Source organism: Amycolatopsis sp. NPDC051758, assembly GCF_044453095.1.
Classification (GTDB): domain Bacteria; phylum Actinomycetota; class Actinomycetes; order Mycobacteriales; family Pseudonocardiaceae; genus Amycolatopsis.
Map to the genome: position 1 here is coordinate 1,041,571 of NZ_JBITCJ010000002.1, position 12,037 is coordinate 1,053,607.

The window sequence follows — 12,037 nt, forward strand, 5'->3', positions numbered from 1 at the left end:
CTCCTCATGCCGCGACGACGATGACGTGCAGGGTTCTGGGCCCGTGCACGCCCTCCACCCGGGTCAGCTCGATGTCGCTGGTCGCGCTCGGACCGCTGATCCAGGTCTGTGGCCGCGCCGGGTCGAGCGCCGCCACGGCCTGCGGCACACCCGGCACGATCCGGTCCTCCCGCAGCACGCAGACGTGCACGTCCGGCACCAGGCTCAGCGCGCGCCGCCCCTGGCCGGGGCCGTGGTCCAGCACCAGCGTGCCGGTGGTCGCGATGCCCAGCGCCGCCGTGGTGACCACCGCGTCGAAGGAGTCCAGATCGGCGGCGTCGGCTGCTCCTTCAACCTCGATCGGGAAGCCTTCCGGCACCAGGACTTTCCTCGCGGGGCCAAGGGCTTCCCGGATGACTTCGGGAAGCTCGGCCGCCGTGCAGCGCGTCAGCGCCGCGCGGTAGTCGACCACCCGCTCGGCGAACAGGTCCACGATGTCCGGCGGTGCGACGGACCGGTAGCCCCGCGGCACCGGCGCCTCCGTCCGGTCCGCTTCCCGCAGCGCTCCCCGCACCGCGGCCAGGATCTCGTCCCGCGCGCTCACGGCCGGCCTCCCTTGCGCCACCACGCCCGGAACGACTCGCGCGGCGGCGCGGGCAGGTCACGGGCGTTCGTCCACAATGAACCCGGCCAGGGCAGCCGGCCCAGTGCTCGGCGGCCACCCGGCAGCACCCGGCGGCCGAAGCGGGTCAGGACGGAATGGGCGGCCCCCAAGCCGCGTTCGGCCAGCCCGAGACGTCGCGCGTCCGACAGCAGCCAAGCCGCGGACTTCATCGCCACCGCTTCGGGTTTCGGCGCACCTGCGCGGTGCGCGTCGACCACCTTGGCGCGCAGGTGGACGAGGACCTCGGGGATGTCGATGCGCACCGGGCAGGCGTCGAAACACGCGCCGCACAGGCTGGAGGCGTACGGCAGCGAGTCGGTCTGCTCGTCCACACCGACGCCTTTCAGCAGCGGGTTCAGGATCGCGCCGATCGGTCCCGGGTAGACGGAGCCGTAGGCGTGGCCGCCGGTCCGCTCGTACACCGGGCAGACGTTGAGGCACGCCGAGCAGCGGATGCAGCGCAGCGCCTGGCGCCCGACCTCGTCGGCCAGCGCGCGGGTGCGGCCGTTGTCCAGCAGCACCACGTGCAGCTCCTGCGGCCCGTCGCCGGGGGTGACCCCGGACCACGTCGAGGTGTACGGGTTCATCCGCTCCCCCGTGCTGGAGCGCGGCAGCAGCTGCAGGAAGACGTCCAAATCGGACCACGTCGGCACGATCTTCTCGATGCCGACGACGGAGACCAGCACCTCCGGCAGCGTCAGGCACATCCGGCCGTTGCCCTCGGACTCGACGACCACCAGCGTGCCGCTGTCGGCGACGGCGAAGTTCGCGCCGGACACGGCCATCCGCGCCCGCAGGAACTTCTCGCGCAGGTGCAGCCGCGCGGCGGCGGCCAGCTCGGCGGGCTCGTCCGACAGCCCCGGCGGCGCAGGACGCCCCGCGTCCCCCATGCTCCGGCGGAAGATCTCGCGGATTTCGGCGCGGTTGCGGTGGATCGCGGGCACCAGGATGTGGCTCGGCAGGTCGTCACCGAGCTGCACGATCAGCTCCGCGAGGTCGGTCTCCCACGCCGTGACGCCGTGCGCGGCGAGTGCCTCGTTGAGCCCGATCTCCTGCGTGGCCATCGACTTGACCTTGACGACCTCGTCAACACCGTGTGCGTGCGCGATCTTCGCGACGATCTCGCACGCCTCCGCCGCGTCGCGCGCCCAGTGCACGGTCGCACCGCGCGCCTGCAGCGACTCCTCCAGCTGCAGCAGGTGCTCGTCGAGCCTGCGCAGGGTGTTGTCCTTGATCGCCGCGCCGGCCAGCCGCAGCTCCTCCCACTCGTCGACCTCGCCGACGACGGCCGCGCGCTTGGCGCGGATCGTGCCGGTGGCGTGCGCGAGGTTGCGGCGCAGCTGGGTGTCGGCAAGCGCTTTCCCGGCCGCCTCGGGAAAAGCGGGCATGCCGACGAACGTGGCGGTCACGCGTCCTCCTCGGTCGAGGCGAGGACGTCGGCCAGGTGCATCACGCGCACACCGCTGCGTTCCCGCGAGAGCAGGCCGCCGATGTGCAGCAGGCACGAGTTGTCCCCCGCCACCAGCACTTCGGCGCCGGTGTCACGCACGTGCCGGGCCTTGTCCGCACCCATGGCCGTCGACGTCTCGGCGTTCTTCACCGCGAAGGTGCCGCCGAATCCGCAGCACTCCTCGGCGGCGGGCAGCTCGACGAGGTCCAGCCCGCGGACGTTGCGCAGCAGCCGCAGCGGCTTGTCGCCGACCCCGAGCATCCGCAGGGAGTGGCAGGTCGGGTGGTAGGTGGCGCGGTGCGGGAAGTAGGCGTCCACATCGGTCACGCCGAGCACGTCGACGAGGAACTCGCTCAGCTCGTAGACCTTCGGCGCGCCCTCGGCCAGCCGGGGATCCCCGGCCCGGCGCGCGACGATGGAGTGCTGGTGACGGACGGAGCCCGCGCACGAGCCGGACGGCGTGACGATCGCGTCGTACCCCTCGAAGGCGGCCACGAACGACCGCACCACGGGCACGGCTTCGTCGAGGTAGCCGGTGTTGACCATCGGCTGCGCGCAGCAGGTCTGCCCGGCCGGGAAGTCCGCTTCGACACCGAGCCGGCGCAGCAGCCGGAACACCGACTTGCCGGTGTCGGGGAACAGCGCGTCGTTGATGCAGGTGACCAGCACGGCGACCTTCACGCCACCACTCCCGTCGCGCTCAGGCGGACTTCGGTGGCTGCCCCGCCCGCGGCGTGCCGCACCATCGCGACCTCCGGATTGAAAGGTTTCATAACCTCAGCGCGGTGACGCTACTATGCGACGGAAGGCGAAGTCAACGAAGTGGGAAAACCCGGAGTCGATCCGCCTCCTCTCTTGACCGATCTGGATTGTCACGTTTCAACATCACTCGGCGCCGTGCACCTGGATGATCGTCTTGCCGGGGACGCGCCGGCGACGGGTGAATGCCTCGGCCGTCTCGGCGAGCGGGCGCACCGCGCCCACGAGGGGCTTCAGCCGGCCGTCCCGCACCCGCCGGGCCAGGTCCGCCAGCCGCGCACGGTCGGGTTCGACCACGAAGAAGACGGCGCGCCCGTTCGCCGGCTGCACCGCAGGCGGCGCCGCGATCGTCACGAGGGTGCCGCCCGGCCGCACCAGCGCGGTGGACCGCTCGAGGACGTCACCACCGACGACGTCGAGGACCACGTCGACCTCGCCGATGCCGTCCCACGGGTCGGCGGCCAGGTCCAGGAACGACTGCGCGCCGAGGTCCAGCACGACGTCGCGGTCCCCGGCCCGGCCGGTGCCGATGACCTGGGCACCGGCCTCCCGGGCGAGCTGGACGGCGATCGACCCGACACCACCGGCGGCGCCGTGGATCAGCACGGTCTGGCCGGTGGTGAGCCCCGCGTGGTCGAACAGTCCCTGCCACGCCGTCAGCCCGGAGATCGGCAGCGCGGCGGCGACGGTGTGGTCGATGTCGGCCGCGAGCGGGGCGAGGTTGCGCGCCTCCACGGCGGTGTATTCGGCCAGCGAGCCGTTGCGGGCCCAGTCGGAGAGGCCGAACACCCGCTGGCCCACGGTGAGGCCCGTGGTGCCGTAGCCGAGCTCGACCACCACACCGGACAGCTCGTGCCCGGGCACGCTGGGCGTGCGGTCGCGGCCGGTGCGGTCGGTCCAGGTGGCGGGCCAGTCGAGCTCCCCGGGGGTGAAGCCGGCGGCGTGGACCCGCACGATGACGTCGTTCTCGGCGGCGTGCGGGTAGGGCAGGTCGGTCAGGGTGAGTCCGCCGATACCGGCGGCGCGGTCCTGGATGGTGATGGCTCGCATGGCAGTTCCTTTCCGGATGTGGTTCGCCGGGACGCGTGGAGGGCCGCGCTCAGCGACAGCACTCCGACGAAGGCGAGGTAGACGTAACTCGTGGTTTCCAGCCCCCACGACGGAGCCGCCAGCCCGGCGGCGAGCGACGGGAGGCTCAGCGCCGCGTAGCTGACGACGTAGGCGGCGGAGAAGACTTCCGACCGGGTCCTCGCCGTGGTGGCGCCGCTGATGCCGCGCAGCGTTCCGGTGAACGTCAGGCCGACACCCAGCCCGGCGATGATCGATCCGCCGAGAAAGGCAGCCGGAGCGCCGAACACCAGGGCAGCGGCCAGCACGGCCGCGCCGAGGGTCAGCAGGGCCGCTCCGCGCAGGGTGGCGACGCGAGCCGGGTGCCGCGCCGCCCACAGCCCGCCCGCGCTGTTGGCGAGGAACAGGACCGCGATGAAGAGGCCGCCGGCGGCGGCGAACCGCACGTGCAGGACGTCACGCACCAGCGACGGTGCGAGGGCGAGGAACAAGCCGGTGACCGACCACCCCGCGACGATGGCGGGCACGGCGGCGAAGAACTCCGGCCGCGTCTCGCGGGAAACCCGGATCCTCGGGCGCAGCGCCGCCGGCGTTACGGCGCGCCGGACCACCGTCTCCGGGATCACCAGGACCAGCGCGGCCAGCACCACAAAAGCGCCCGTGAGCACCGGGAAGACCACCGCGTCGGGACGCGGGCCGGCCTGGCCGAGCACCCCGGTCACCCCGCCCCCGGCGGCCAGCCCGAAGCTCGTGCCCACGGCGGTCGCCATCGGTCCCCGGTGCGGACGGTCCGCCGGGGAGAGCTCGACCAGCCCGGCGGCCAGGGCGCCGGTCGCCGTCCCGGTGGCGAGGCCCTGCACGACCCGGGCGAGCACGAGCGAGCCGACCCCGCCGGCCGTCCAGAAGACCGCCGTGCCGGCCGCGGCCACCAGCAGGGAACCGGCCAGCACCGGCCGGCGCCCGAGGTGGTCGCTCAGCGATCCCGCCGTCAGCAGGGCGGCGACCAGCCCGGCGACGTAGACCGCGAAGACCACGGTCAGCATCGTCACGGAGAAGCCCCACCGTCGCAGGTACAGCGGGTAGATCGGCGAAGGCGCGCTCGTCGACGCCATCAGCAGCACGGTGACCACGACGAGCAGGCCGAAGGCGGCACCGCGGCCGAACCGCTGGTCCATCGGGGCGCCGTCAGCTCGGCCAGGCCGAGCCGACGATGCGCTCGACCGTGGTGGTGCGCCGGAAACCGGGCACGAAGTGCTCGAGGACGTCGGAGTTCACGGTCCCGTTGGTGGTCTCCGGGCGGTTCTTCAGCCCGTCGAAGTAGGCGTGCAGGAACTCGTTCTTGAAATCCCCCCGCGGGTGCACGGCGAGGACTTCTTCCACCTGCGCGGAGTCCAGCCGGTCCAGGCCGAAACCGAGGACGTCGGTCAGCACGCCGAAATGGGTGGTGGCGATCTCCGGGCCCATCCGGCCCGGAATTCCCGGTGTCGTGTGCAGCGCGATCGCCGTCCACACGGTCTCGGCGGCCGCCTTCGAGAACCCGTGCTCGAGCAGGAACTTGCGGCCGTGGTCGGCGCCGTCGACCTCGAACCGCTGCTCCACGTCGGAGAAGGGGGTCAGGAGACCGGCGTCGTGGAACATCGCGACCAGGTACAGCAGTTCGGGATCCGGTTCCACGCCGAGGCGGTGCGCGTGGAGCCGGCTGAAGAAGTAGACCCGGCGGGAATGGTGGTAGATGAGGGGGCTGGTCGTCTCCTGGAGGAGCCGGGTCGCTTCGGCGACGGCCGCCGTCCCGGGAACCTCCACCCCCGCGATGAACTCTGACATGACTTCCGCTTTCCGTTCGTGGTGGCCGGACTGGGTGTCCGTCTTCCATGCTGCCGTCGGGAACCCGCCCAGTGCCGCCTTCGTCCGGCCAGGAACCCCTCGGATCCGGACCAGCTGCGTTCCCGGTGACGGCGTGCTACCAATGAGCAGTGCCCGTGCCCCACGACGTCGCCTTCTTCGTCTACGACGGAGTGACCCTGCTGGACGTCGCGGGTCCGGCCGAGGTGTTCAAGGAGGCGAACCGGTTCGGCGCCGCCTACCGGATTTTGCTGCTGTCCCCGACCGGCGGAGACGTCCGGTCGAACCTCGGCTTCCGGATCACCGTCGACGGCGCCGTGTCCGCCGGGGCCGCGCCGGGCACCTACCTCGTGCCCGGCGCCGACCGCTACCCGAGCACACCCATCCCCCGGGACCTCGCGGAAGCGGTGCGGGTGCCGGCCGCCGGGGCCGGGCGCGTCGCGTCGATCTGCACGGGAGCGTTCCTCCTCGCCGCCGCCGGCCTGCTCGACGGCAAGCGCGCGACCACACACTGGAAGGTCACCCACGAGCTCGCGGCCCGGTGCCCGACGTGCCGCGTCGAACCCGACGCGATCTACGTCCGCGACGGCACGACGTACACCTCGGCGGGGGTGACCGCGGGCATCGACCTCGCGCTCGCTCTCGTAGAGGAGGACCACGGCCCCGAGCTGACCCGCAACGTCGCCCGCACCCTGGTGGTCTACCTGCAGCGGTCGGGTGGGCAGTCGCAGTTCTCGGCGCCGTTGCAAGGACCGCCGCCCCGGTCCCCGGCCCTGCGGACGATCACCGACCTGGTGACGGCGAACCCCTCGGCAGACCACTCGCTCACGTCACTCGCGAAGCACCTCAACGTGAGCACGCGGCAGCTCACCCGGCTCTTCCACGACGAACTGTCCACCACACCGGCGCGGTACGTGGAGAACATCCGCTTCGACCTGGCCCGGGCCCTGCTCGACCAGGGCCACAACGCGACCCGGGCGGCGGCGCTCGCCGGGTTCCCCGGCTACGAGAGCCTGCGGCGGGTGTTCGCGCGGAAACTGTCCATCAGCCCGGCGGCCTACCAGCGCCGGTTCAGCACCGCACGCCGGGTCAACGCCGGGTGAGGGCCCGTTCGCCGGCAGGCGGCCGGCACGCTCGCCGCGCGGGATTTGCTCGTCTGCGCAGCTCACCGCGGGTGCTACGGTCTCATCCGATACGGAGGTCAGCTGTGGTCAGCCTCGGAGTCGCACCCCGCCCGGCGGAGCGCACCGCGACCGTCCCCGGCGACGAGCTCGTTCCCCGTCCCGATGTTGTGCTGGACCGCGGTTTCACCCTGCGCGCGCCGCCGGAGCGGGTCTGGCCGTGGTTCGCCCAGCTCGGCAAGAACCGGGCCGGCTGGTACCTGCCCACCTGGCTCGAAGCGCTCCTCCCCCGGCGCCGCCGCGCCCTGCGCCACCTCGACCCCGCCCTCCAGCACCTCCGTCCCGGCGACGTGATCGACGACTGGGGCGGCCGCGACGCGACGTTCGAGATCGTCATCCACGACGCACCGCACACGCTCGTCCACCGCTCCACCCGTGGCCGGCTCGAGATCAGCTGGGCCATCGGCCTCACCGCGGACGGCGATGGCGCCACCCAGGTCCACCTGCGCTTCCGCCTGTCCGGCGCCCGCCGTCCCCGGCTCGCGGAGTACGGCGGCGGGTTTCTGGACCTGCTGACCGTCGCGGGTCTCGCCGCCGGACTTCGTGAGCGCGTCACGGCTTGAGCCCTCGACAGCCTGCGCCCCCATCAGGCGCCCTGGATCAGGCGATGAAGCCCGCCGCCTTCAGCCAGTCGTGGGCCACCGTCGCGGGCTTCTGGCCGTCGACGCTGACCTTCTTGTTCAGGTCAGTGAGCGTCGCGGTGTCGAGCTTCGCGGCGATCGGCGTGAAGACCTGCTCCAGCTGCGGGTACTTCTGCGCCACCGCGGCGGCGATCGAGATGGCGGGGTTGTAGGTCGGGAAGAAGTGCTTGTCGTCGTCGAGGACCGTCAGCTTCTGCCCGGCCACGCGCCCGTCGGTGGAGGCGACCGAGCCGAAGCCGCAGGGGTCCCCCTTGCCGATGCCGGGATAGACCACGGCGTCGTTGAGCAGGTGCACCTGCGGCTCGGGCAGGGTGAACCCGTAGGTCTTCTCCAGCCCCGGGAACCCGTCGTCCCGGCTCTTGAACTCCGGGCCCATGCAGGTCGAGGCCGCCGCCGGGTCCCGCTTCACGAGCGCCGCGTAGTCCGAGATCGTCTTGACGCCGGTCTTGGCGACCGTCGCCGGGTTGCCGGCGAGGGCGTAGGTGTCGTTGGCCGGCGAGCGGGCCCACCAGGTGACGCCGTTGGCGGCGTCGGCCTGCTTGACCGCGTCGTACTGCGCCTGCGGGTCGGCGATCGGCTTGGTCTGCTTGAGGTAGCTGATCCAGGCGGTGCCGGTGTACTCCCAGTACAGGTCGACCGCGCCGCTGGTGAGCGCCTGGCGGACGTTGCTCGAGCCGGTGATGTTGGTCTTGTCCTGCGGGCTCGCGCCGGCCGCCTGCAGCGCGACCAGGGCGATCTGGCCGAGCAGCAGCTGCTCGTCGAACTCCTTGGAGCTCACGCGGACCTGCGCGCCGCTCAGGGCGTCGATCTTCTTGATGGACCCCTCGCCCACCTGGGCGCCGGTCTGGTCCTTCCCGATCGTGCACCCGGCGGCTAGTGCCGCCGCCGCGGCGAAGGCGACGACGGCGGCGGTCGTGCGCTGAGAGATCCGCATGAGCTGGTCCTCCTCGAGTCGGTCGAACTACATGCCGCGCGGGTGCAGGACCTCCTCCGCGACCAGGCCCAGCCAGTCGGCGAAGAGCGCCAGCGCGGCGACGACGATGCCGAAGGTCAGGCTCAGGATCGGGCGGTACAGGCCGATCCCGGCGACGAGCCCGCCGCCGAGACCGCCGCCGTCGATGAAGGTCGCCAGTGTCGCGCTCGCGACGGTGAGCACCAGCGCCGTCCGGATCCCGGCGAGGATCACCGGGACGGCCAGCGGGAGTTCGATCCGCCAGAGGATCGCCGCTCCGGTCATGCCCATGCCGCGTGCGGCGTCGACGAGGGTCGGGTCGACCCCGTCGAGCCCGACGATCGTGTTGCGCAGCACCGGCAGGGTCGCGTAGACGACCAGCGCCGCGACCGCCGTCGTGGTGCCCGTGCCGGTCCACAGCGCGAGCAGCACGACGAGCCCGATCGACGGGATCGCCTGGCCGAGGTTGCCCAGGCCCAGCCCGATCGGCCGGGCCCACCGGGTGCCGGGGCGGGTGAGCAGGATGCCGAGCGGGAGGGCGAGGGCGATGGTGCACACCGTCGAGATCAGCGTGAGCCGTACGTGCGCGCCCAGCTCGGCGAAGATCTCCCCGGCGTTGAGGTAACGCTGTTCGATCGAGTCGAGCGGTTGCGCGCGCACGAGCAGGAAGAGCGCCAGCAGGGCGACGGCGAGCAGCACCGGGCGCACCAGCAGCCCCAGCCGGCGGCGGCGTGGCCGGGGAGGCGTCGTGGTGGCCTGGCCGGGTGGCTCCTCGACGTCCGGGATCGCGGGTGGGGGCGCGTCGTCGGCGGGCCGGAGCGCCGCGACCAGGCGGGGCACGTCGCAGACCCCCAGTGCGCGCCCGGTGCCGTCCTCGGTCACCACCACCGCGGTGCTGCCGGTGCGCACCATGGTGTCCAACGTGTCCCGCAGGGTGGCGTCGGGCGGGACCGGCGGCAGTCCGTCCACTTCGGACGCGGTCCGGAGCTCCAGGTCCCCGACGCGGATCAGCGCGAGCCGCTTCAGGTTCCGCTTCGAGCCGACGAAGGCCGCGACGTAGTCGTCGGCGGGCGCGGCGAGGATCGCCTGGGGGGTGTCGTACTGGGCGATCACCGAACGCGGCCGCAGCACGGCGATCCGGTCGCCGAGCTTGAGCGCCTCGTCGAAGTCGTGCGTGACGAACACGATCGTCTTGCGCACTTCCCGTTGCAGGCGCAGGAACTCGTCCTGCAGCCGGGCGCGGGTGATCGAGTCCGTGGAGCCGAACGGTTCGTCCATCAGCATCACCGGCGGGTCCGCGGCCATCGCCCGCGCCACGCCGACGCGCTGCTGCTGGCCGCCGGAAAGCTCACGGGGGTACCGGAGGCCGTGCTCGCGGGTCAGGCCGACCACGTCGAGCAGCTCGCGCACGCGGCCGGCGATGCGCCGCCGCGTCCAGCCGAGCACCCGCGGCACCACGCCGATGTTGGCGTCCACGCGCAGGTGCGGGAACAGCCCGACCTGCTGGATCACGTAGCCGGTGTGCCGCCGGTGCTCGTCGAGGTCGAGCGCCGCCACGTCGGTGCCGCCGATCGTGACGGCGCCCGAGGTGGGCTCGACGAGCCGGTTGATCATCCGCATGGTCGTCGTCTTGCCGCACCCCGACGGGCCGGTCAGCACGACGATCTCGCCCGCCGGGATCCGCATCGTGAGGCGGTCGACCGCGGGCGCCGCCTGCCCGGGGTAGCGCTTGCTGATCTCCTGCAGCTCGATCGTCTCACCGCCGGTCCCGGCGATTTCGCCGGACACCTCCGGCGCCTCCTTGGGCGGGCGCGGACGCCGTCGGGTGGTCAGCTTGCCGACCACCACGAAGGCCAGGTCGAACAGCAACGCGAGCAGCATGATCCCGAGCGTCCCGGTCAGCACCTGGTTCAGGGAGTTGACCGAGCCGAACCGGCCGAGCCCGTCGAAGATCTCGTTGCCGAGCCCGGGGCCCTTGACGTACGCGCCGATGGCCGCGATCCCGATGGTGATCTGCGTCGAAACCCGGATGCCGGACAGGATCACCGGCCACGCCAGCGGCAGCCGCACCCGCCACAGCACCCGCGCCCGGCCGAGCCCCATCCCGCGCGCCGCGTCCACCACGGCCGGGTCGACCCCGCGCAGCCCGACGATCGTGTTGCGCGTGATCGGCAGCAGCGCGTAGAGCACCAGCGCGAACAGGACGTTCGTCAACCCCAGCCCGAACGGCCCGATCAGGATGCCCAGCAGCGCGATCGACGGGATGGTCAGGAACGCCGCGGTCGTCGTGGTCGCGATCGAGCCGAGCCACCGCCGCCGGTAGGTGAGCAGGCCGATCGTCATCCCGACCAGCACCGCCAGGGCCATCGCCGCCAGGGTCAGGTCCACGTGCAGGATCGCGTCGTTCACGACGTCGATCCAGTTCTCGCGGAGGTACTCCGACAGGCTCAGGGCCGCACTCCTCGGGCGTCACGGGGGCGGAAAATCACCGACCGCCCCGGTCCGGCTGGCCCCCAACCCCAGCACGTCCACAGTGCTCCTGTCCACTCCCCGGCTCACTTGCGGGGCAGGCCCTGCGGGTTGAGCTCCGACGCGGGCAACGCCTCCGAAGCGAGGTTCCAGCGCTTGAGGACCTGCGCGTACTGGCCGTTCTCGATCACCGTGTCCAGCGCCTGCTGTAGCGCCTTCACCAGGCCGTTGTCCTTCTTGGTCATCGCCGCGATGTCGGCCGGGATCGTGCCGCCCCCGGAGACCGTGCCGACGATCTTGGTCTTGCCGTCCACCGCGACGTGGTAGGCCGACGTCGGGTTCGGGCCGACGTAGGCGTCGATCCGGCCGGACTGCAGCGCGAGGTAGTAGTCGGACGTCGCCTGGTAGTACTGGAACTTCACCGGCGCCAGCCCGGCCGACTTGTTCTGCTGGTCCCAGCGCAGCAGGATCTGCTCCTGGTTCGTGCCCGCGCCGACGCCGACGGTGAGCCCGGCGATGTCCTTCGGCTCGCGCACCGCCGTGTTCTTCTCGGCGCGGACCTCGAACGCGATGGTGTCCTTGCGGTAGGTGGCGAAGTCGTACTTGTCCTTGCGCTCCTCGGTCACGGTGATGTTCGAGAACCCGGCGTCGAACTGCCGGTTCTCCACCGAGAGGAACAGGTTCTCCCACGACGAGGCCTGCAGGTCGAGCTTGAGGCCGAGCACGTCGGCGACCAGCTGGGCGAGGTCGGGCTCGACCCCGATGACCGTCTTGTCGTCGTCCGCGCGGAACGACAGCGGCGGGGTGCCGTTGCCGGTGGTGCCGACGACCAGGGTGCCGCGGGCACGGATGTCCGCCGGCACGAGCGCGGCGATCGTCTCGACTTTCTGCGCACGAATGCGGTTCTGGTCGGCGGTGATGTTGACCCCGCCGGGCTGGTCGGCCGCCGGGCCGGTGGCCGCGTCGGGACTGCCGCACGCGGCGAGCGCGAACACCGACGCGAGCAGGAAAGTACGCAGTCTCATGGTTCTC

The 12,037-nt window shown here is 72.1% G+C and carries 11 protein-coding genes; 2 read left to right on the top strand and 9 right to left on the bottom strand.

Annotated features, from left to right (window positions below):
• Positions 1-4: 4 nt before the first annotated feature.
• The 6 genes from ACIA5G_RS13810 to ACIA5G_RS13835 form a co-directional block, all read right to left on the bottom strand.
• Entirely contained in the window at positions 5-583 is a 579-nt protein-coding gene (locus ACIA5G_RS13810; protein ID WP_395923170.1) for a lactate utilization protein C, read from the bottom strand.
• Positions 580-2,031 carry a lactate utilization protein B gene (locus tag ACIA5G_RS13815; RefSeq protein WP_395923520.1) on the bottom strand — a complete coding sequence of 484 codons (1,452 nt, stop codon included), beginning with the start codon at positions 2,029-2,031 and terminating at the stop codon, positions 580-582. The genes ACIA5G_RS13810 and ACIA5G_RS13815 overlap by 4 nt, the downstream gene beginning before the upstream one ends.
• A 17-nt stretch (positions 2,032-2,048) precedes the next feature.
• The gene (locus ACIA5G_RS13820; RefSeq protein WP_395923171.1) at positions 2,049-2,774 is read right to left on the bottom strand and encodes a (Fe-S)-binding protein; all 726 of its coding nucleotides are present in this window, start codon (positions 2,772-2,774) and stop codon (positions 2,049-2,051) included.
• Between the two features lie 204 nt (positions 2,775-2,978).
• Entirely contained in the window at positions 2,979-3,902 is a 924-nt protein-coding gene (locus tag ACIA5G_RS13825) for an NADP-dependent oxidoreductase (RefSeq protein WP_395923173.1), read from the bottom strand.
• A complete protein-coding gene (locus tag ACIA5G_RS13830) occupies positions 3,848-5,095 on the bottom strand; it encodes an MFS transporter (protein ID WP_395923175.1) in 1,248 nt (415 codons plus the stop codon). The genes ACIA5G_RS13825 and ACIA5G_RS13830 overlap by 55 nt, the downstream gene beginning before the upstream one ends.
• A 10-nt stretch (positions 5,096-5,105) precedes the next feature.
• On the bottom strand, positions 5,106-5,744 hold the full coding sequence (locus ACIA5G_RS13835) for an HD domain-containing protein (protein WP_395923177.1): 639 nt from the start codon (positions 5,742-5,744) through the stop codon (positions 5,106-5,108).
• Between the two features lie 149 nt (positions 5,745-5,893).
• On the opposite strand from ACIA5G_RS13835, the gene ACIA5G_RS13840 reads away from it, so the two are divergent.
• Complete coding sequence (locus ACIA5G_RS13840) at positions 5,894-6,865, top strand: GlxA family transcriptional regulator (protein ID WP_395923179.1); 972 nt, start codon at positions 5,894-5,896, stop codon at positions 6,863-6,865.
• 104 nt (positions 6,866-6,969) lie between these two features.
• Positions 6,970-7,506, top strand: coding sequence for a hypothetical protein (locus ACIA5G_RS13845; RefSeq protein WP_395923180.1), 537 nt, complete (start codon positions 6,970-6,972; stop codon positions 7,504-7,506).
• Between the two features lie 37 nt (positions 7,507-7,543).
• Here ACIA5G_RS13845 and ACIA5G_RS13850 read toward each other — a convergent pair whose 3' ends face one another.
• From ACIA5G_RS13850 to ACIA5G_RS13860, 3 genes are all read right to left on the bottom strand, one after another.
• Entirely contained in the window at positions 7,544-8,518 is a 975-nt protein-coding gene (locus tag ACIA5G_RS13850; protein WP_395923182.1) for a glycine betaine ABC transporter substrate-binding protein, read from the bottom strand.
• Positions 8,519-8,545: 27 nt separating this feature from the next.
• Positions 8,546-10,945, bottom strand: a complete 2,400-nt coding sequence (locus ACIA5G_RS13855) for an ABC transporter permease subunit (protein ID WP_395923184.1) — start codon at positions 10,943-10,945, stop codon at positions 8,546-8,548.
• A 146-nt stretch (positions 10,946-11,091) separates the two neighbouring features.
• The gene (locus ACIA5G_RS13860) at positions 11,092-12,030 is read right to left on the bottom strand and encodes an ABC transporter substrate-binding protein (protein ID WP_395923185.1); all 939 of its coding nucleotides are present in this window, start codon (positions 12,028-12,030) and stop codon (positions 11,092-11,094) included.
• Positions 12,031-12,037: the final 7 nt, after the last annotated feature.

Excerpts from the sequence above, each read along its gene's own strand:
- ACIA5G_RS13815 (WP_395923520.1), bottom strand. The coding sequence starts at position 2,031 with ATGCCCGCTTTTCCCGAGGCGGCCGGGAAAGCGCTTGCCGACACCCAG.
- ACIA5G_RS13825 (WP_395923173.1), bottom strand. The coding sequence starts at position 3,902 with ATGCGAGCCATCACCATCCAGGACCGCGCCGCCGGTATCGGCGGACTC.
- ACIA5G_RS13830 (WP_395923175.1), bottom strand. The coding sequence starts at position 5,095 with ATGGACCAGCGGTTCGGCCGCGGTGCCGCCTTCGGCCTGCTCGTCGTG.
- ACIA5G_RS13835 (WP_395923177.1), bottom strand. The coding sequence starts at position 5,744 with ATGTCAGAGTTCATCGCGGGGGTGGAGGTTCCCGGGACGGCGGCCGTC.
- ACIA5G_RS13850 (WP_395923182.1), bottom strand. The coding sequence starts at position 8,518 with ATGCGGATCTCTCAGCGCACGACCGCCGCCGTCGTCGCCTTCGCCGCG.
- ACIA5G_RS13860 (WP_395923185.1), bottom strand. The coding sequence starts at position 12,030 with ATGAGACTGCGTACTTTCCTGCTCGCGTCGGTGTTCGCGCTCGCCGCG.